This is a genomic window from Sphingomonas hankookensis (genome assembly GCF_001619955.1).
In the GTDB taxonomy this organism is placed as follows: Bacteria; Pseudomonadota; Alphaproteobacteria; order Sphingomonadales; family Sphingomonadaceae; genus Sphingomonas; species Sphingomonas hankookensis_A.
Genome location: NZ_LQQO01000034.1, coordinates 174,370 through 194,337, shown reverse-complemented (window position 1 = coordinate 194,337; position 19,968 = coordinate 174,370). Strand labels below are relative to the sequence as shown.

17 protein-coding genes and 1 pseudogene are annotated in these 19,968 nt (G+C 66.1%); 3 read left to right on the top strand and 15 right to left on the bottom strand.

Going from position 1 to position 19,968, the window contains the following annotated elements:
- Window positions 1-38 precede the first annotated feature (38 nt).
- The 7 genes and pseudogenes from lpdA to mdh all read right to left on the bottom strand — a co-directional run bounded on the left by lpdA (window position 39) and on the right by mdh (window position 8,576).
- Window positions 39-1,439, bottom strand: a complete 1,401-nt coding sequence (gene lpdA / locus AVT10_RS12850; protein ID WP_066692078.1) for a dihydrolipoyl dehydrogenase — start codon at window positions 1,437-1,439, stop codon at window positions 39-41.
- A 25-nt stretch (window positions 1,440-1,464) separates the two neighbouring features.
- Complete coding sequence (locus tag AVT10_RS12845; protein ID WP_066692074.1) at window positions 1,465-1,959, bottom strand: YfbM family protein; 495 nt, start codon at window positions 1,957-1,959, stop codon at window positions 1,465-1,467.
- Between the two features lie 16 nt (window positions 1,960-1,975).
- Window positions 1,976-3,220 (bottom strand): 2-oxoglutarate dehydrogenase complex dihydrolipoyllysine-residue succinyltransferase, encoded by a 1,245-nt coding sequence (gene odhB, locus AVT10_RS12840; protein WP_066692070.1) that lies wholly within the window; start codon window positions 3,218-3,220, stop codon window positions 1,976-1,978.
- 42 nt (window positions 3,221-3,262) lie between these two features.
- Complete coding sequence (locus AVT10_RS12835) at window positions 3,263-6,226, bottom strand: 2-oxoglutarate dehydrogenase E1 component (protein WP_084401693.1); 2,964 nt, start codon at window positions 6,224-6,226, stop codon at window positions 3,263-3,265.
- 76 nt (window positions 6,227-6,302) lie between these two features.
- Window positions 6,303-7,187, bottom strand: a complete 885-nt coding sequence (gene sucD, locus AVT10_RS12830; protein ID WP_066692063.1) for a succinate--CoA ligase subunit alpha — start codon at window positions 7,185-7,187, stop codon at window positions 6,303-6,305.
- A 103-nt stretch (window positions 7,188-7,290) separates the two neighbouring features.
- Window positions 7,291-7,512: pseudogene (locus tag AVT10_RS12825) on the bottom strand (GIY-YIG nuclease family protein); the annotation flags it as partial.
- 101 nt (window positions 7,513-7,613) lie between these two features.
- Entirely contained in the window at window positions 7,614-8,576 is a 963-nt protein-coding gene (gene mdh, locus AVT10_RS12820; RefSeq protein ID WP_066692058.1) for a malate dehydrogenase, read from the bottom strand.
- Between the two features lie 303 nt (window positions 8,577-8,879).
- Here mdh and AVT10_RS12815 point away from each other — a divergent pair, with 303 nt between their 5' ends.
- Both AVT10_RS12815 and AVT10_RS12810 read left to right on the top strand, forming a co-directional pair.
- Window positions 8,880-9,161, top strand: coding sequence for an ETC complex I subunit (locus tag AVT10_RS12815; RefSeq protein ID WP_066692775.1), 282 nt, complete (start codon window positions 8,880-8,882; stop codon window positions 9,159-9,161).
- A complete protein-coding gene (locus tag AVT10_RS12810; protein WP_066692055.1) occupies window positions 9,158-9,568 on the top strand; it encodes a DUF2147 domain-containing protein in 411 nt (136 codons plus the stop codon). Before AVT10_RS12815 ends, AVT10_RS12810 begins: the two co-directional genes overlap by 4 nt.
- Before the next feature lie 3 nt (window positions 9,569-9,571).
- On the opposite strand, the gene AVT10_RS17920 is transcribed toward AVT10_RS12810, so the two are convergent.
- The 5 genes from AVT10_RS17920 to AVT10_RS12785 form a co-directional block, all read right to left on the bottom strand.
- Complete coding sequence (locus tag AVT10_RS17920) at window positions 9,572-10,234, bottom strand: heavy metal-binding domain-containing protein (RefSeq protein ID WP_126013596.1); 663 nt, start codon at window positions 10,232-10,234, stop codon at window positions 9,572-9,574.
- A gap of 93 nt (window positions 10,235-10,327) precedes the next feature.
- A complete protein-coding gene (locus AVT10_RS12800; RefSeq protein ID WP_232308022.1) occupies window positions 10,328-11,092 on the bottom strand; it encodes an EAL domain-containing protein in 765 nt (254 codons plus the stop codon).
- A gap of 228 nt (window positions 11,093-11,320) precedes the next feature.
- Window positions 11,321-12,964 carry a chaperonin GroEL gene (gene groL, locus AVT10_RS12795; RefSeq protein WP_066692045.1) on the bottom strand — a complete coding sequence of 548 codons (1,644 nt, stop codon included), beginning with the start codon at window positions 12,962-12,964 and terminating at the stop codon, window positions 11,321-11,323.
- A 91-nt stretch (window positions 12,965-13,055) separates the two neighbouring features.
- A complete protein-coding gene (gene groES / locus AVT10_RS12790) occupies window positions 13,056-13,343 on the bottom strand; it encodes a co-chaperone GroES (RefSeq protein WP_066692772.1) in 288 nt (95 codons plus the stop codon).
- Between the two features lie 136 nt (window positions 13,344-13,479).
- Window positions 13,480-14,871, bottom strand: a complete 1,392-nt coding sequence (locus AVT10_RS12785; RefSeq protein ID WP_066692043.1) for an MATE family efflux transporter — start codon at window positions 14,869-14,871, stop codon at window positions 13,480-13,482.
- 387 nt (window positions 14,872-15,258) lie between these two features.
- On the opposite strand from AVT10_RS12785, the gene AVT10_RS12780 reads away from it, so the two are divergent.
- Window positions 15,259-15,840: a TetR/AcrR family transcriptional regulator gene (locus tag AVT10_RS12780; protein ID WP_066692041.1), complete on the top strand. Its 582-nt coding sequence runs from the start codon at window positions 15,259-15,261 to the stop codon at window positions 15,838-15,840.
- On the opposite strand, the gene AVT10_RS12775 is transcribed toward AVT10_RS12780, so the two are convergent.
- Genes AVT10_RS12775 through AVT10_RS12765 form a run of 3 tightly spaced genes read right to left on the bottom strand, consistent with a single transcriptional unit; the run spans window position 15,782 to window position 19,933 of the window.
- Window positions 15,782-17,248: an efflux transporter outer membrane subunit gene (locus AVT10_RS12775; protein ID WP_066692034.1), complete on the bottom strand. Its 1,467-nt coding sequence runs from the start codon at window positions 17,246-17,248 to the stop codon at window positions 15,782-15,784. The genes AVT10_RS12780 and AVT10_RS12775 overlap by 59 nt on opposite strands.
- A complete protein-coding gene (locus AVT10_RS12770; RefSeq protein WP_066692032.1) occupies window positions 17,248-18,801 on the bottom strand; it encodes an MDR family MFS transporter in 1,554 nt (517 codons plus the stop codon). The genes AVT10_RS12775 and AVT10_RS12770 overlap by 1 nt, the downstream gene beginning before the upstream one ends.
- A 1-nt stretch (window position 18,802) precedes the next feature.
- The gene (locus AVT10_RS12765; protein ID WP_066692030.1) at window positions 18,803-19,933 is read right to left on the bottom strand and encodes an HlyD family secretion protein; all 1,131 of its coding nucleotides are present in this window, start codon (window positions 19,931-19,933) and stop codon (window positions 18,803-18,805) included.
- Between the last annotated feature and the right edge of the window lie 35 nt (window positions 19,934-19,968).

Genomic DNA, 19,968 nt, shown 5'->3' with positions numbered 1-19,968 from the left:
CGCCATGCCCCGCCCCTGTTGCAGCCGTTGTCGCCCGATCAGATGTGGATCGGCTTGCCCTGCACCGCCATTGCCGCTTCCTTGAGCGCCTCGGCATGGGTCGGGTGGGCATGGCAGGTATAGGCGATGTCCTCGCTGGTCGCGCCGAATTCCATCGCCTGCGCCGCCTGTGCGATCATCGTGCCGGCCAGCGATGAGACGATCCACACGCCGACGACGCGGTCGGTCTTGGCGTCGGCGATGACCTTCACGAAGCCGTCGGTGTCGCGGTTGGTCTTGGCGCGGCTGTTGGCGACGAAGGGGAACTTGCCGACCTTCACCTCGCCCCTTTCCTTGGCGGCTTCTTCGGTGAGGCCGACGCCAGCGATTTCGGGCATGGTGTAGACGACCGACGGAATGACGTCGTGGTTCACGATGCCGGTCTGGCCGGCGATGAACTCGGCGACGGCGACGCCTTCGTCTTCCGCCTTGTGCGCCAGCATCGGGCCGTGGACCACGTCGCCGATCGCCCAGATGCCGTCGACCTTGGTGCGGAATTCCTCGTCGATATCGACCTGGCCGCGCTGGTTGACCGACAGGCCGGCCTTGTCGAGCGCGAGACCCTCTGTGTTCGCGCGACGGCCGATCGACACCAGTACCGCGTCCGCGGTCAGGGTCGTGGCCTCGCCACCGGCCGCCGGTTCGAGCGTCAGGGTGGCGGTGCCGCCATCGACCGATGCCGCGGTGACCTTGGTCGCGGTCTTGAGGTCCATGCCCTGCTTCTTGAACAGCTTGGCCGATTCCTTGCGGACCTCGCCGTCGAAGCCGGGCAGGATCTGGTCGGCATATTCGACAACCGTAACCTTGGCACCCAAGCGGCGCCACACGCTACCGAGTTCGAGGCCGATAACACCGCCGCCGATCACGACCAGATGCTCGGGCACCTTGGGCAGCGCAAGCGCACCGGTCGAATCGACGATCACCGCCGCGTCATTGTCGACCTGCACGCCGGGCAGCGGCGTCACCGACGAACCGGTCGCAATCACGATGTCGCGCGCGGTGACGGTACGATCGCCGACCTTTACGCTGTGGTCGTTCTCGAACGACGCATAGCCCTTCAGCCATTCGACCTTGTTCTTCTTGAACAGATATTCGATGCCACCGGTCAGCTCGCCGACTGCCTTCTTCTTTTCGGCATGCATCTGGTCGAGGTTGAGCGACGCGCCCTGAATCTCGACGCCGAACTTGGCAAGGTGACCGCCGGTCGCTTCCTCGTACAGTTCCGACGCGTGCAACAGCGCCTTGGACGGGATGCACCCGACGTTCAGGCAGGTCCCGCCCAGCGTCTCGCGCCCCTCGGCACAAGCGGTCTTGAGGCCCAGCTGCGCCGCGCGGATCGCGGCGACATAGCCGCCCGGGCCGGCACCGATTACGAGGACGTCGAAGTCGTATTCAGCCATTGGTTTGCATCCCGTCCAAATCGTTTCAGGCGATCACGCGGATCGCACCGTCGCCGGTCGCCCGGCAATTCGCAGCGAAGCGGCGCAGCGCCGGCACCCCCTGCATCACATATTCGAGCGCCTCGGCACCCTCGTCTACAAAAACGTCCGCAAGATATACATCGGCGCGCAGCATGGCCGGAGGATCGTAACGGCGTTCGAGCGTCGCGTCGTCCAGTCGATCGAGCGCGTCGGCGAACGCCCGCATCATGGGCGGGGAGATCAGGCCGATCCCGCCCTCGCCATTCTCGTCTGCGCCCAATTCGGGCAGCGCGGCGATAATGATGCCTAGCGGATGACCGACATCGTCGGCCGATCCGGTGAGGAGGTAGTGGACCGCGTGCCACGCCTTGTCGAAGTCGACGAGGTCGAGATTCTCCACGGCTTCTTCGAACACGAACTCCTCGAACACCGATGGGTCGGCAATCAATCGGTCGAGGTCGGACTGACCAGCCCGACGCAGATAGATCACCATGCCCATCGGTGCTCGCCGTTCCTTAGAGGTCGATCAGCAGGCGCGTCGGGTCTTCGATCGCGTTCTTGAGCGCGACGAGGAAGGTCACCGCCTCGCGACCGTCGATCAGGCGATGGTCATAGCTGAGCGCGAGGTACATCATCGGACGCACCACGACCTGTCCGTTACGGACGACCGGGCGTTCCTCGATGCGGTGCAGGCCCAGCACCGCCGACTGCGGCGGGTTGATGATCGGAGTCGACATCAGCGACCCGAACACGCCGCCGTTCGAGATGGTGAAGGTACCGCCCTTCATCTCGTCCATCTTCAGCGTGCCGTCCTTGGCGCGCTTGCCGAAATCGGCGATCGTCTTCTCGACACCCGCGACCGACAGCTTGTCGGCGTCGCGGATGACCGGCACGACCAGCCCCTGCGGCGCGCTGACGGCGACCGAGATGTCGGCATAGTCGTGATAGACGATCTCGTCGCCCTGGATCTGCGCGTTGACCGCCGGAATATCCTTCAGCGCCATCGTCGCGGCCTTCACGAAGAAGCCCATGAAGCCCAGGCGGACGCCGTGCTTCTTTTCGAATAGGTCCTTGTACTTGGCGCGCGCCTCGATCACCGCCGTCATGTCGACGTCGTTGAAAGTGGTGAGCAGCGCGGCGGTGTCCTGCGCTTCCTTCAGGCGGCGGGCGATCGTCTGGCGCAGGCGCGTCATCTTCACGCGTTCTTCGCCACGGGTCGGTGCAGCGGCGGCCGGCGCAGCCGCGGCCGGGGCGGCAGCGGCGGGCGCTGCTGCGGCCGACTTGTCACCGGCGGCGGCAACGACGTCTTCCTTGGTGATGCGACCGTCGCGGCCGGTGCCCTTGACCTTCGCCGGATCGACGCCGTGTTCGAGGATCGCACGACGCACCGACGGCGACAGCGCGGCGGCGTCGACATTGGCGTCGCCGGCGGCCGGGACCTGCTGTGCGGCTGCCGGGGCAGGGGTGGCGACAGGTGCCGGCGCGGCGTCCGCCTTGGGAGCCGGCGCGGCAGCGGCACCGTCACCCGATTCGATCGTCGCGATCATCGCGCCGACCGACACGGTGTCGCCCGGCTGTACGGCGTGCGCGCCCATGACACCGGCCACGGGCGCCGGAACCTCGACCGACACCTTGTCGGTTTCGAGGCTGGCGATCGGTTCGTCGGCGGCGACCGCCTCACCGGGCTTCTTCAACCATTCGCCCAGCGTCGCTTCGGTGATCGATTCGCCCAGCGTGGGGACCAGAACTTCGGTTGCCATCGGATCTTCCTCATCTCCCCCGTGTCGGGGGTAATAACACGGTTAGGATGCGGCCTTGCCGGTGGCGCGATCGCCCTCGGCCTGACGGGTGCGGCGGATTTCGTCGCGGACATTGTGGCCGAGCGCATCGGCGACCAGCGCGCCCTGTTCGGCCTGGTGGCGCTTCATCAGCCCGGTGGCGGGCGATGCCGCCGCCGCGCGACCGGCATAGCGGGCACGCGGAACGTTCGAACCGGCTTCGGCCAGCGCTTCTTCGATCAGCGGTTCGACCAGGAACCACGAACCGTTGTTCTTCGGCTCCTCCTGCGCCCAGACCACATCGGTCAGGTTCGGCAGGTTGCGAAGCCGCGCGACCAGCGCGTCCGACGGGAACGGATAGATCTGTTCCACGCGGACGATCTGCGTCGACGTATCGCCCGCCGCATCGCGCGCCTCGATCAGGTCGAACGCGACCTTGCCCGAACACAGCACCAGCCGCGTCGTGTTCGCATCCGCCGGGGCCGACGGATCGGACAGCAGCCGCTTGAAGTGGGTGCCCGGCAGGAAGTCCTCCGTCTTCGACACGACCATCTTGTGCCGCAGCAGCGACTTCGGCGTCATGATGACCAGCGGCTTGCGGAAATTGCGATGCATCTGCCGGCGCAGCAGGTGGAACAGGTTCGCCGGCGAGGTGACGTTGGCGACCTGCATGTTGTCGCCGGCGCACAGCTGCAGGAAGCGTTCGAGACGCGCCGAGCTGTGTTCCGGTCCCTGGCCTTCGTAACCATGCGGCAGCATCATCACCAGGCCGTTGGCGCGCAGCCACTTGGCTTCACCCGCCGCGATGAACTGGTCGATCATGATCTGCGCGCCGTTGGCGAAATCGCCGAACTGCGCTTCCCAGATCACCAGCGCCTTGGGGTCCGCCAGTGCATAGCCATATTCGAAGCCCAGCACGCCATATTCGGACAGCGGGCTGTCGAGCACCTCGAAGCTGCCATGCTCGATGGTCTTCAACGGCACGAACTTATGCTCGTCGGTCTGGTCGACCCATACCGCGTGCCGCTGCGAGAAGGTGCCGCGACCCGAATCCTGACCCGACAGGCGGACGCCGAAGCCTTCCGACAGCAGCGAGCCGAAGGCCAGCGCCTCGGCAGTCGCCCAGTCGAAGCCCTCGCCGTTCGCGAACATGCCGCGCTTGGCATCGAGCACGCGGGCCAGCGTCTTGTGGATCTGGATATTGTCCGGAACCGTGGTCAGCGTGCGGCCGAGCGAATCGAACAGCTTCTGTTCGATGCCGGTGTCGACCGAACGGCGCGATCCTTCCGGGTCCATCGGCGCATGCAGCCCCGACCAGCGACCGGCGAACCAGTCGGCCCGGTTGGGCTTGTAGCTCTTGGCGTTCTCGAACTCGCCTTCCAGCAGCTGGGTGAACTCGGCGGTCTTCGAAGCGACGAAATCGCCGTCGACGACGCCCTCTTCTGCCAGTCGCTTGCCATAGATCTCGCTGACGCCGGGATGGCCCTTGATCTTGGCGTACATCAGCGGCTGGGTGAAGGACGGTTCGTCGCCTTCGTTATGGCCGAAGCGGCGATAGCACCACATGTCGATGACGATGTCGCGCTTGAACTGCTGGCGGAACTCGATCGCCATCTTGGTGGCGAAGGTCACCGCCTCGGGATCGTCGCCGTTGACGTGGAAGATCGGCGCCTGCACGCCCTTCGCCACGTCCGAGGGGTAGGGCGACGAGCGCGCGAACTGCGGGCTGGTCGTGAAGCCGACCTGGTTGTTGATGATGAAGTGGACGCAGCCGCCGGTATTGTAGCCGCGGATGCCGGAGAAGCCGAGGCATTCCCACACGATCCCCTGGCCCGCGAACGCCGCGTCGCCATGGATCAGGACCGGCAGGACCTGTTCGTGCTTTTCGATATCGCCACGGAAGGTCTGTTGCGCGCGCACCTTGCCCAGCACGACCGGATTGACCGCCTCGAGATGGCTGGGGTTGGCAACCAGCGACATGTGTACCGACACGTCGTCGAAGCTGCGGTCGGTCGAGGTGCCGAGGTGATATTTCACGTCGCCCGACCCGCCGATATCGTCCGGGTTGGCGCTGCCGCCGGCAAATTCGTGGAACAGCACGCGGAACGGCTTGGCCATCACGTTGGTCAGCACGTTCAGGCGACCGCGATGCGCCATGCCGTACACGATCTCGCGCACGCCCAGCTGGCCGCCATATTTGATGACCGCTTCGAGCGCGGGAATCATCGATTCACCGCCGTCGAGGCCGAAGCGCTTCGTGCCGACGTACTTGCGGCCGAGGAACTTTTCCCACTGTTCCGCCTCGATGACCTTGGCGAGGATCGCCTTCTTGCCTTCGGGGGTGAACTGGATCGCCTTGTCGCGGCCTTCCATCCGGTCCTGCAGGAACTTGCGCTCCTCCACGTCCGCGATGTGCATATATTCGAGGCCGACATTGCCGCAGTAATTGGCGCGCAGGATGTCGACGATCTCGCGGATCGATGCCCATTCGAGGCCGAGCGAACCGCCCAGATACACCGGCGTGTCGATTTCGGCATCCGAGAAGCCGTAATATTCGGTGCGCAGGTCCTCGGGCAGCTCGCGGCGGGCGAGGCCCAGCGGATCGAGATTGGCGGCGAGGTGGCCGCGCACGCGATAGGTGCGGATCAGCAGCTGCGCGCGGATCGCGTCGCCGGCGGCCTTTGCGACATCGACCTTCGGCGCGGCGGGGGCGGCCGCTGCCGGGGCAGGCTTGCCGCCGCGCGCGGGCTTGGGCGCCGGCTCCATCTGCGTCGGGTCGAGCGCGGCGGTCAGCTCGTCGGTGTCGGTCAGCGGCCAGCGCTTGCTCTGCCAGCTGGGATGCTGGGTCGCACCCTCCAGCCCTTCGAACCACTGGCGCCAGCCGGCATCGACCGACGAGGGATCCTCGCGGTAGCGACCATAGAGCGTTTCCACGAATGCCGGGCTGACGCCGGCGGCGATGTCGAAATCCTGGCCTTCGTAGCCCATGGTCACATCCTGTCCGCTTTTGCCCGGTCGAACCGGGCGGTGCCCCGTGCGGTTCCGCGCACGGGGCAAGTCACCTTCAACCGTTCAGCACTTCGAGCAGCGTCGAACCCAGCTCGCTGGGGGAAGCCGCAACCTTGATGCCGGCGGCTTCCATCGCCGCGATCTTGCTTTCCGCGTCGCCCTTGCCGCCCGACACGATCGCGCCGGCATGGCCCATGCGACGGCCCGGAGGGGCGGTGCGGCCAGCGATGAAGCCGGCCATCGGCTTCTTGCGGCCGCGCTTGGCCTCGTCGATCAGGAACTGCGCGGCCTGTTCTTCCGCATCGCCGCCGATCTCGCCGATCATGATGATCGACTGGGTCTCGTCGTCCGCCAGAAACAGCTCGAGCACGTCGATGAAGTTCGTGCCGTTGACCGGATCGCCACCGATGCCGACGGCGGTCGTCTGACCCAGCCCGGCGTTCGACGTCTGGAACACCGCCTCATAGGTCAGCGTGCCCGAGCGCGAGACGACGCCGACCGAGCCCTTCTTGAAGATCGAACCCGGCATGATGCCGATCTTGCACTCACCCGGCGTCAGCACGCCCGGGCAGTTCGGGCCGATCAGCCGCGACTTCGAACCCGACAGCGCGCGCTTGACCTTGACCATGTCGAGCACCGGAATGCCTTCAGTGATCGCGACGATCAGCGGGATTTCGGCGTCGATCGCTTCGAGGATCGAGTCCGCAGCGAAGGGCGGCGGCACGTAGATGACCGAGGCATCGGCACCGGTCTTCGACTTGGCTTCGGCGACGGTGTTGAACACCGGCAGGCCCAGATGCTCGCTGCCGCCCTTGCCCGGCGTCACGCCGCCGACCATCTGCGTGCCGTATTCCAGCGCCGCCTTGGTATGGAAGCTGCCGGTTTCGCCGGTCATCCCCTGGGTGATGACCTTGGTGTTCTTGTTGACGAGGATGCTCATCTTCGTTTCCCTTGCTGCTCCTGTAACGGAGCGAAAATCAGGTCAGCTGTCCGAACAGATCGTGCCAGCCGGGGTTGTTCTCTTCGATCAGCCGCAACTTTCACTCGCGGTTCCATTTCTTGATCCGCCGTTCGCGAAGCCGCGCCTCTTGCAGATCATCATGGCATTCGTACCAGACCAAGAGTTTGCAGTCGTGCTCGGTCGTAAATCCCTCAACCGTGCCACCGCGATGCTGATGAATGCGCTGGATCAGATTGCTGGTCGAACCGGTGTAGATCGTTCCGTTTCTACGGCTGGCGACGATGTAGACAAAACCTGCCTTCATCTTGCCGCTCCGTCGTATCCCCGCGCAGGCGGGGATCCAGAGCCACGGGCGTTACGCTCTGTTACCCTGGACCCCCGCCTGCGCGGGGGTACGGTACTTATTTACGCCAGCGTCTCGTCGATCCCCTTGCAGGCGACCAGCAGTTCCTTGACCGCGTCTACCGAGACTTGGAGGTTTGCTTTGGCTTCGGCGCCCAGCTTTACCTCGACGATCTTCTCGACGCCGCCGGCACCGATCACGACGGGGACGCCGACATAGAGGTCATCGACGCCATATTCACCGGACAGATAGGCGGCGCAGGGCAGGACGCGCTTCTGGTCATAGAGATAGGCTTCGGCCATCGCGATGCCGCTGGTCGCCGGCGCGTAGAAGGCCGAGCCGGTCTTGAGCAGGCCGACGATCTCGCCGCCGCCGCCGCGGGTGCGCTTGACGATCGCGTCGACGCGCTCCTTGGTCGACATGCCCATCTCGATCAGGTCGGTGACCGGGATGCCCGAGACGGTCGAATATTCGAGCACCGGGACCATCGTGTCACCATGGCCGCCCAGCACGAAGCTGTTGACGTCCTTGACCGACACCTTGAACTCGTCTGCGAGGAAGTGGCTGAAGCGCGCCGAGTCCAGCACGCCGGCCATGCCGACGACCTTGTTGTGCGGCAGGCCCGAGAATTCGCGCAGGGCCCATACCATCGCGTCGAGCGGGTTGGTGATGCAGATGACGAAGGCGTCGGGGGCATTGGCCTTGATGCCCTCGCCGACGGCCTTCATCACCTTCAGGTTGATGCCGAGCAGGTCGTCGCGGCTCATGCCCGGCTTGCGGGCGACACCGGCGGTGACGATAATTACGTCCGCACCCGCGATGTCGGCATAATCGTTGGTGCCGGTGATCGTCGCGTCGAACCCTTCGACGGGTCCGCACTGCGACAGGTCGAGCGCCTTGCCCTGCGGCACGCCTTCGACGACGTCGAACAGAACGATGTCACCCAGCCCCTTGAGGGCGGCGAGGTGGGCGAGCGTGCCGCCGATGTTGCCAGCGCCGATCAGCGCGATCTTCTTGCGAGCCAAGACGTCTCTCTCCGTAGCAAGTCGGGCGCGGTCCTGCCGCGACGCGGGCGCTGTACGGGGTTTTGGACGGCAAAACAACCCTAAAGCGCCCTTTAATGATAATAGATCGCAAATGCAATAGTCGGCAATCAGGGCGGAATTGCGCGGAAGTAGCGAGGTAACTCCTAAAAAATCGCGACCACGGGCTGCGTTCCGTATCCCAAATGCCGATTCGCGCGTAACCGCGGTGCGACTCTGCTGGCAAGCCGCGCGGGCTTTGCTATGCAGGGCGGGACATTCGCGATCGCTTACAAGGTTTCGTCCATGCCCAACGCCCGTATCTACCAGATCCCCAAGAACGCCATGCAGTCGGGGCGCGCCAAGACGCACACCTGGATGCTGGAATTCGAACCGGCCGAGCCGAAGCAGGCCGATCCGCTGACCGGCTGGGCGGGATCGGGCGATACGCGCGAGCAGGTGAAGCTGAAATTCCCGTCGCTCGACGCCGCGACGGACTATGCGACGCGCGAAGGCATCGCGTTCCATGTCGTGCCGGCGCCCGAGCGCAAGCTGAAGCTGCAGGCCTACGCGGACAACTTCAAGTGAGGTTGCGCGCGCTGGCCTTGGTCGCGGTGCTGGCGGCGACGCCGGCGCTTGCCGCGACGCCGATCGCGGGCCGTTATCTGACCGAGGACGGCGCGGGCGTGATCGAGGTGGCACGCTGCGGCGACAAGGTCTGTGGCCGGCTGGTGCGCATCATCAAGGCGACGCCGGGCGCACCGACCACCGACGTCAACAATAGCGACCCGGCGCTGCGGTCGCGGCCGATCCTGGGGATGCCGATCCTGTCGGGCTTTGCCGATGCCGGGAGCGACTGGCGCGGGCGCATCTATGATCCGCGCAACGGCAAGAGCTACAAGTCGATCGTGTCGAAGAACGCCGACGGGTCGCTCAAGGTACAGGGCTGCATCGCGATCTTCTGCCAGACTCAGGTGTGGAAGCCGGTGCGGTAGAATTTAGTTTGCTATGTCGCCCGTATGCCAGCGTTGCAGTTGAGCGATGCGGGCGTAGATTTCTTCGAGTTCTTGCGCCTTTTTGAATGCATCATCCGCCAATATGTCGCGAAGATTGGTGATGACTGCGGCCGTCCCTTGCATATTGACGGTTGCGGCATTGTTGTTGGTAGTGCCGTAGTCGATGTCGACGCCAACAATGCAGTTTGCGCCCAACGATCTCGCTTTCATGGCGAGAAGCGACCTGGCCGCGGCTTCTCCTTTGTTGACCTTGTGGCTCATGCCGGAGTTAACATTGACCATCCCGGCGAAATCAGAAAATCCTTGAGTAAATTCGTTGAAGAACCCGGTTCCCACAGTAATATTGGCTGTTACTAGGTTCTTTAAGCGAATATCGGCGGTCGCCGGAAGCCATGACATCGTAAGCATAGGAAAGTCCGTCACTCGATCTTGGGCAAGTGCGGATTTATCGGCAAGTTCCGAAAGGATGGCTTGTTTGGCTTGCGCTTCGGGCGTCGTCCCGCATTTGTAGCACAAGCCGCTGTAATTCGTGCCCATGATAAGATTGACGAACGTCACCGTCTCGCTCGATTTACGCTCGTTGGCAGATTTGAAAGTCGAGCCGGGCGTAATTGCAGACCCGCAATTTTGGCATTCATCGGCCAAGTTTATGTGCTCCTATTTCAAAGCTAATCTTATCCGATCTGCATCATGCCACAAGCGTGAGGTGATGTGCAGTCGTGCGTGAGTATCAGCAATTTATGCCGCCAGCGTGGTGGCCGGTACGATGATCTGCGGCAGGATGCGGAAGCCCGGTCGCGCAAGCAGATAGCCCTGGATGTAGCGGATGCCGAGGTCGCGCAGTACGGCATATTCCTCGGCCGTCTCGATCCCCTCGGCGATCACCTGCATGCCGAGCGAGGTGGCGATGCGCACCATGCCCTCGACGATCAGCCGGCGCGGCACGCTGACGTCGATGCCGCGGATCAGGTCCATGTCGAGCTTCAGATAATCGGTCTGGAAGTTCGCGAGCAGCCCAAGGCCGGCATGGCCCGCGCCGAAATCGTCGAGCGCGGTCGCAAAACCCATCGCGCGATAGGTGTCGACGATGGTGCGGACATGGTCGGTGTCCGCCATCTCCTCATTCTCGGTGAATTCGAAGATCAGCCGGTCGGTCGGGAAGGCGTGGGTCCGTGCGGCTGTCAGCGTCGCCTGGATACAGGCTACGGGCGAATAGACCGCGTTGGGGAGGAAGTTGATCGACAGCCGTGCGTCGGTGGACAGGATGCCCGCCTTGACCGCGCCTTCGATCGCCGCCGTGCGGCATTGCTGGTCGAAGGCGTAGCGATTGTCGGGGGTCACCTGCGCCAGGATCTGCGCGGCGCCTTCGCCGTTCCGGCCGCGCACCAGTGCCTCGAACGCGAAGGGCAGGCCGGTATCGGCGTCGACGATCGGCTGGAACGCCATCGCGATCGCGAAATCGGGCTGGTCTTCGCGGCAGCCCCTGCATCCTGATCGCGTCATTGGGTGATCCCTTCGCACGCTGGCGTAGGGGAGGGAGGTTTCGGGGGTGTTAATGTGGATATGGGTGACGTAAAAAAGGCCGGAAGGGGGTGTCCCTTCCGACCTTTTTCTGTTGGGGTTTGGATCCCGCGACGGCAAAGCCGCCGCGCGTCGGTCGGGTGACAGGCACCCGCCGGCCGGATCGATGTGAGTCCTGCGCGAGCCATCGCTCGCGCAGGCCACATTCGATCAGAAGTCCATGCCGCCCATGCCGCCCATGCCGCCGCCGGCAGGCATCGACGGAGCCTTGTCTTCCGGCAGTTCCGAAACGGTGGCTTCGGTGGTGATGAGCAGGCCGGCGACCGAGGCCGCGTTCTGCAGCGCGGTGCGGACGACCTTGGTCGGGTCGATCACGCCGGCGGCAACCAGGTTCTCATACTGGTCGGTCGAGGCGTTGAAGCCGAACGAGGTGTCGTTCTGGTCGAGCAGCTTGCCCGAGACGACGGCGCCGTCATGGCCGGCATTCTGCGCGATCTGACGCACCAGCGCGGTCAGCGACTTGCGGACGATGTCGACGCCGCGCGTCTGGTCGTCGTTCACGCCGGTCACGCCTTCGAGGGCCTTGGTCGCGTACAGCAGCGCGGTGCCGCCGCCGGGGACGATGCCTTCTTCGACGGCTGCGCGGGTCGCGTGCAGCGCGTCGTCGACGCGGTCCTTGCGCTCCTTCACCTCGACCTCGGTCGCACCGCCGACCTTGATGACTGCGACGCCACCGGCGAGCTTCGCCAGACGCTCCTGCAGCTTCTCACGGTCATAGTCCGACGAGGTGACTTCGATCTGCTGACGGATCGCGTCCGTGCGGCCCTTGATCGCGTCGGCTTCACCGGCACCATCGACGATGGTGGTGTTGTCCTTGTCGATCGTGACGCGCTTGGCGGTGCCGAGCATGCCGAGCGTGACGGTCTCGAGCTTGATGCCGAGGTCTTCGCTGATGACTTCGCCCTTGGTCAGGATCGCGATGTCTTCGAGCATCGCCTTGCGACGATCGCCGAAGCCGGGCGCCTTGACCGCTGCGACCTTCAGGCCGCCGCGCAGCTTGTTGACGACGAGGGTCGCCAGCGCTTCGCCTTCGATATCCTCGGCGATGATGAGCAGCGGACGGCCCGACTGCACCACCGCTTCGAGGATCGGCAGCATCGCCTGCAGCGACGACAGCTTCTTCTCGTGGATCAGGATGTACGGGTCGTTGAGTTCGACCTGCATCTTTTCCGGGTTGGTGATGAAATAGGGCGACAGATAGCCGCGGTCGAACTGCATGCCTTCGACGACGTCCAGCTCGAATTCGAGACCCTTGGCCTCCTCGACCGTGATGACGCCTTCCTTGCCGACCTTTTCCATGGCTTCGGCGATCTTTTCGCCGACTTCACGGTCGCCATTGGCCGAGATGATGCCGACCTGCGCGACTTCCGACGAACCCGACACTGGCTTCGAGCGCGACTTCACGTCCTCGACCACCTTGGTCACGGCGATATCGATGCCGCGCTTCAGGTCCATCGGGTTCATGCCGGCGGCAACCGACTTCATGCCTTCGCGGACAATCGCCTGCGCCAGCACGGTGGCGGTGGTGGTGCCGTCGCCCGCGATGTCGTTTGTCTTCGAGGCCACTTCGCGCACCATCTGCGCGCCCATGTTCTCGAACTTGTCCTTCAGTTCGATTTCCTTGGCGACCGACACACCGTCCTTGGTGATGCGGGGCGCGCCGAACGACTTGTCGATGACGACGTTGCGGCCCTTCGGCCCCAGCGTGACCTTCACCGCGTCGGCGAGGATGTCGACGCCGCGCAGGATGCGTTCGCGGGCGTCACGACCGAATTTTACGTCCTTGGCTGCCATGGTGGCTACCCTTTCAAATTCTGGAAGTTTGCGAAGGTGGCGCGAAATGAGGGTTCACGCCACGATATAAGTAGCGAAAGGAAACTTATTCTCAGCCAACGATGCCGAGAATGTCGCTTTCCTTCATGATGAGCAGGTCTTCGCCATTGACCTTGACCTCGGTGCCCGACCACTTGCCGAACAGGATGCGGTCGCCGGCCTTGACGTCGAGCGGAGCGACTTCGCCCTTGTCGTTCTTGGCACCGGCGCCGGCGGCGACGACTTCGCCTTCCTGCGGCTTTTCCTTGGCCGTATCGGGGATGATGATCCCGCCGAGCGTCTTCTCTTCGGCTTCGACGCGGCGGACGAGCACGCGGTCGTGCAGCGGACGGAAGTTCATGCGCGATTCCCTTTTGCGATAACTGAACATGTCTTGGCACTCGCCCGTGGGGAGTGCCAGCGCCCCGGATATGTGGAGCCGTTCAGGTGCCGTCAAGCGGCGCGGGAACAAATTTGATGCTGATGTGTGCCGTGCGTCAGACGGAGCGCACCAGGCCGAGTTTCTCCCGCCGCCGCCAGCGATCGACCAGCAGCAGCGCGACCGCCAGCAGCCCGAAGGCGAGGCCGATCCACACGCCGACCCCGGCGAGCGGCGTCCAGAAGCCGAGCGCCACCGATACCGAGAAGCCGACCGCCCAATAGCCGATCAGCGCGATCACCATCGGCACCCGCGTATCCTGCACCCCGCGCAGCACGCCGGCCGCCACCGCCTGCGCCCCGTCGGCCAGCTGGAAGATGGCGGCGATCGCCAGATATTGCAGCGCCAGTGCGATCATCGCCGCATTGGCCGGCGCGTCGACATCGACATAGACCGACAGGAAGGCGCGCGGGAACAGCCAGAGCAGCAGCGCGGTGAACCCCATGAAGCCGGTGCCGACCGCCAGCGCCGACCAGCCCGCGCGCGCCATCCACAGCCGGTCGCCCGCGCCATAGGCCATGCCGACCCGGATCGTCGCCGCCTGCGCGATGCCGAAGGGCACCTGGAACAGGAAGGCCGCGATCTGCAGCGCGATGGCGTGGGCCGCGATCTCGGTCACGCCGATCCGCCCCATCAGGAAGCCGGCGGCGGAGAACAGCGCGCCTTCGAACGTCATCGTCGCGGCGATCGGCACGCCCAGCACGACGATCTGGCGCAGGCGCGACCCTTCGCCGCGCCACCAGTTGCCGAACAGGCGAAAGCGCCGCAGCCGCCGGTCGACCACGAGGACGGCGGCATAGGCAAGCATCATCGCGATCGCGGTCGACAGGCTGGCGATCGCCGACCCCTCCAGCCCCAGCGCCGGAACGCCGAGATTGCCGAACACCAGCAGCCAGTTGGCGAAGATCGACACGCCCAGCCCCATGGCGGTGATCGCCATCGCCCAGCCGGGCCGGCCCAGCGCCGAAGCGGTGATGCGCATGACGGTGCCCGCCAGCGCCGGGATCATCGCCCAGAGCAATATGTCGAGGAACGCATCGGTCCGCGCCGCGACCCGCGCATCCTGTCCGGCGAAGAGCAGCAGCGATTCGCCATGCGCCATCAGCGCCATGAAGGGGATGCTGCCCAGCACCGCGATCCATGCCGCCATGCGGAAGGAGCGGCGGACCTCGCGCACCGCATGGCGCCGCTGGCCCAGTTCGGCGGCAATGATCGGCGCGGCGGCACCGACCAGCCCCGACATGGCGAACAGAATGACGCCATAGACATAGACGCCCAGCGTCGCGGCGGCGAGTTCGACCTCGCCCAGTCGCGCGACGAACACCACGTCGACGGCATAGACCGCCATCTGCAACAGGTTCGCGCCGACCAGCGGCGCGGCGAGGCGCAGCGTCGAACCCAGTTCGGCGCGGGCGGTCGCGGGCGCGGCGGGGGCGGCGGCGTTGGTCATGGGGGGGCGTGTAGTCGGTTGGGCGCGGGGACGCCAGTTTCGGGGGCAACTCCCTAGTCATTCCCGCGAAGGCGGGAATCCATACACGCCGACGTTTCGGCAGGAACCGCGCAGGTAGCGTTTATGGACTCCCGCCTTCGCGGGAGTGACGAGGGGGGTATGCTTGTCGGTAAAGGGGGGTGGCACCGGCTGAACGAGTTTTCGTCACCCCGGACTTGATCCGGGGTCCCGCTTCTTCTTCTGGCGCGGGAAAGAAGCGGGACCCCGGGTCAAGCCCGGGGTGACGATGGACGAGGGCAATTCGTCAAAGGTCGATCGGTCCCGACACGCGCTGCTACGACAGGGATGCCCGATGACCTTTGCCCCTTTTCCGGTTAGGACGGGGCGATGACCGACGATGCCGATCCCCGGCCGACGCGCGCGCCGCGTCGCGATGCCGCCCGGCGGCGCGATGCGCTGATCGCTGCTGCTGCCCACAGCTTCACGACCCATGGCTATGGCGTGCCGCTGGAAACCATCGCGGCGGCCGCGGGGGTCGGGCGGGCGACGCTGTACCGCAATTTCCCCGACCGGGCCGCGCTGGCGCTGGCGATCTTTTCGCGTGAGGCCGACCGGCTGGAGGAAGCGCTCGACCCGTCGCTGCCGATCGCGCAGACGATCGAGGCGATGGTCCGCAACGGCGCCGACGCGCTGGCGCTGAAGGCCCGGATCGCGGCCGAACTGCACCTCGACCGCGCCAACATCTCCCGTTTTCAGGAGCTGCGGCTGCGGATGGAGCGGATCCTCGCCCCCGCGCTGGCCGCCGCACAGCAGCGCGGCGAGGTGGCGATCGACATCACCCCGCGCGACCTGCTGTTCACGATCCGGATGGCCAGCAGCCTCGTCCAGCCCTATATGACCGAGGGTGAGGTCAGCCTGCAGCTGGCGGCGGCGTTGCGGCTGTTGCTGAACGGCCTGCGTCCGCGCTGACCGGATCGGTCCAGCCAAGGCCCAGCGCCTTGTTCACCGCGATATAATATTGGGTCAGCTGGGCGCGGGCCTGCGTCACCGCGGCGGTCGCCGACAGCTGCTGGCGTTCGACGTCGAGCTGGTCGATCAGCGTCGTCGTGCCCGCCGCCACGCGCTGGCGGTTGAGCGCGGTGGCGCGCCTTGCAGTCGTCTCCGCCTGTACCAGCTGGCCCAGCTGCCGGCGGCTGTTGCCATAGCGCGACAAGGCGGTCTCCGCATCCTGCAGCGCGTCGAGCACGGTCTTGCGATAGGTCGCGTCCGCCTGATCACGCTGCGCCTCGCTGACGCGGGTGGCGGCGCGGGCCTTGCCGAAATCGAGGAACGACCAGCTGAGCGAGGGCGCGGCGATCGCGGCGATGTTGCCGAGGTCGAAGATATCGCCGGGCGAGGTGCCGCCCAACCCCAGCAGGCCGAGGAAACGGATCCCGGGCAGCTCGCGTGCCCTGGCCACGCCGATCCCGGCGGTGCCGGCGGCAAGCTGGCGTTCGGCGGCGCGGACGTCGGGCCGCCGCGCGATCAGCGCGGCCGGGTCGCCGACCGCGACCTGTGCCGGGGGCAGCGGCACGAGCGCGACGGGGCCGAGGGTCGCGTCGAGCGCGCCCGGCGTGCGGCCGGTCAGCACCGCCAGCTGGTTGCAATATTCGTCGCGCTGGGCGGCGAGCGGGATCGCCTGCGCCCGCGTATTGTCCAGCTGGGTCTGGAGCCGTTCGACCGACAGTTGCGACGCGGTGCCGGCGGCGAGGCGCTGGCGGGTGAGGGTCAGCTGCTGTTGTTGCAGGCGGGTGGTCGCGTCGCTCAAGCCGATGCGGGCCTGAACGTCGCGCAAGGCCACATAGGCCTGCGCGACGGCGGCCGACAGCGATACCTGTACGTCGGCCAGATCGGCGAACCGGGCGTCCTCGGTCGCGCGGGCCTGTTCGGTGCGACGCCGGCCGCCGCCGAACAGGTCGAGTTCCCAACTGGCATTGGCGCCGACATTGTAGAACTGGACATCGGTGCTGCCGCTGCCCGGCTCGATCGGGGGCAGGCGCGCGCCGAGCACGGTCGCATTGGCGCTGACGCTGGGCAGTTGCGCGGTGCGCTGCTGCGTCAGCTGGGCCTGCGCCTCGCGCACGCGGGCAAGGGCAAGGTCGATGCTCGGGCTGTGTGCCAGCGCGTCGTCGACCAGGCGGGTGAGCAGCGGGTCGTTCAGCCCCTCCCACCAGCGCGCGAGGCCGGGGGCGGCGGTGAAGGCGGGGTCGGTCGCACGGGCGAACGATCCACGCCGTACCGCGTCGCCTGCGGTCGCGGGCGGGCCGGCATAGTTCGGGCCGACGGTGCAGGCGCCGAGCAGCAGCAGGGCGATCAGGGAAAGGGGTCGCGTCGTCATCAATGCACCGTCGCCGGTTTGGCGCCCTTGGGCAGGGGGCGGAGGAACAGGACGAGGGGCAGGACGCAGAAGGTGCCCATGCCCATGATCCAGAAGATGTCGTTGTACGTCATGGTCAGCGCCTCGGCCGAAATCTGTTGCGCGAGCAGCCGAAGTCCCACCGCCGGATCGCCGACCGCGTGGCCGAGCTGCGCGACATAGGTCTGCACCTCGGGGCTGTTGGCGTTCAGCGTCTCCTCCATCCGGCGCGAATGGAAATACATCCGCTGGTCCTGCAGGATCGAGATGCCGGCGAGCGAGAAGCTGCCGCCCAAATTGCGGAAGGCGTTGAACAGGCCCGACGCATCGCCCGCATCCTCGGGCGGGACCGAGCGGACGCAGGCCTGGCTGAGGAACAGCATGCACAGGATCTGGCCGACGCCGCGCAGCAGCTGCGACGCGGTGAAGTCCGGGCCGGAGGATTGCGCGGTGAGGCTGGCGTCGAGCAGCGCGGCGGTGCCCATGATCAGCAGCCCCATCGACACCGCGATGCGGATGTCGATCCGCTTCAGCAGGATCGGGACCATCGTCATCAGGATCAGGCTGGGGATGCCCGACAGCAGCACGACCTTGCCCGCCTGCAACGCATTATAGTTCGCCAGCGCGGCGAGGAACTGCGGGATGGCATAGCTGGTGCCGTAGAGGACGACGCCTAGCACGATGCCCATCAGGGCGACCGCGCCGAATTGCCGGTCGAGCAGCAGCTTGAGCTTGATGATCGGGCGCCGCGCGGTCGCCTGTCCCCAGAACAGCAGGACGAAGCCGACCGCGCTGGTGAACGCCATCCAGCGGATGAGTTCGGAATCGAACCATTGTTCGCGCTGCCCGTCCTCGAGGAACACGGTGAGGCCGCCCAGTCCCAGCGCGAGGCCGGCGATGCCCAGCCAGTCCGCCTCGCGGAACAGGTGCAGCTTCGCCTTTTCATGCGGCAGCCCGACCAGCAGCAGCGTGACGAGGATCGCGCAGATCGGCACGTTCAGGAAGAAGGCATAGTGCCAGCTGATATTCTCGGTCAGCCAGCCGCCGACCAGCGGCCCCAGCACCGGCCCCAGGATCGCGGTCACGCCGAACACGGCGATGCCGACCGGCTGCTGGTGCGGCGGCAGGCGCTGGGCGATGATCGTCTGCGCGGTCGGGATCATCGCCCCGCCGGTGAACCCCTGTCCGACGCGACCGACAATCATCATCGGCAATGTCGTGGCGATGCCGCAGATGACCGAGAAGATAGTGAACAGTCCGGCGGCGATCAGCAGGAAGGTCCGCATCCCCAGCATCCGCTGCAACCAGCCGGCCATGGGGATGATGACGATTTCGGCGACGAGATAGGCGGTAGCGATCCACGTCCCCTCGGTCCCGCTGGCGCCGATCTCGCCCTGGATGGTCGGCAGCGCCGAATTGACGATCGAGATGTCGAGCGTCGCCATCAGCGCGCCGAGATTGCCCGCGATCACCGCCAGCCATGCCGCAAGATCGGCCCGCTGTGGCGGGGCGGCGGTCACGGCCGCGCTGGCCATCTCAGCGGCCCGCCTGCTCGCGCAGTTGCTTCAGCTCGTCGCGTGCGCTGCGGGTGTCGACGGTGACCGTGACCGATAGACCGGGAACCAGCAGGCGGCGGGCCTCCGGTGTCGCCTCGATCGAGACGCGCACCGGCACGCGCTGCGTGATCTTGGTGAAGTTGCCGGTCGCGTTCTGCGGCGGCAGCAGCGAGAATTGCGCGCCGGTGCCCGGCGCAATGCTTTCGACCCGGCCCTTGATGTGGACGCCGTCGAGCGCATCCACGTCGATCTCGACCGGCTGGCCCGGGCGCATCAGCGCGAGCTGCGTTTCCTTGAAATTCGCGGTGATATAGAGCCGGTCGAGCGGCACGACCGACATCAGCCGGGTGCCGGCCTGCACGAACTGGCCGATGGTCACGGTCTTGTCGCCGATGCGGCCGGCGATCGGTGCGGTCAGCTGCGTCGCGCCGACATCGACGCTGGCGGCGGCGAGCTGCGCGCGGGCGGCCTGTCCCTGCGCGCGGCCCTGCGCGACCTGGCTTTGCAGCGAGGCGACGCGGCGCTGCTGCGCGGCGACGGCGGCTTCGGCGGCGCGGACATTGTCGGCCGACTGGCGCGCGGTGACTTCGAGCTGGGCCAGGGTCTGGCGGGTTTCGGCGCCCGAAGCGGCGAGCGGGCGGTAGCGCGCGACTTCGCCGGCGTCATAGGCGGCCTTGCTGCGCGCGGCGGCCAGCTGGGCGCGGGCCTGATCGATCGCGGCATATTGTTCGGTGATCTGCGCGCGGGCGGTATCGGCCTGCGCGCCGGCGACGGCGATCTGCGCCTCGGCCTGCGCCGCCCGCGCACGGGTGTCGCGCGGGTCGATGCGGACCAGCGGCTGGCCGGCGGTCACGTCCTGATTGTCGCGGACCAGCACTTCTTCGACATAGCCCGAAACCTTGGGCGCGATCGTCACCATGTCGGCCTGCACGGTGGCGTCATTGGTCTCTTCGAAGAATTTGCCGTTGTTCTGATAGTCGATGTACCACCAGCCGCCGACCACCGCCGCGACCACGACCAGCGCGATCAGGATCCATTTGGCCCGGCCGTTGCCGCGCTTCGCCTCGGTCGCTTCGTCCGCCGGCTGATTGTCGTGCTGTTGGTCGCTCATCGGTCGCCTGGGTCCGCCCTGTCCGGCCGCCCGTC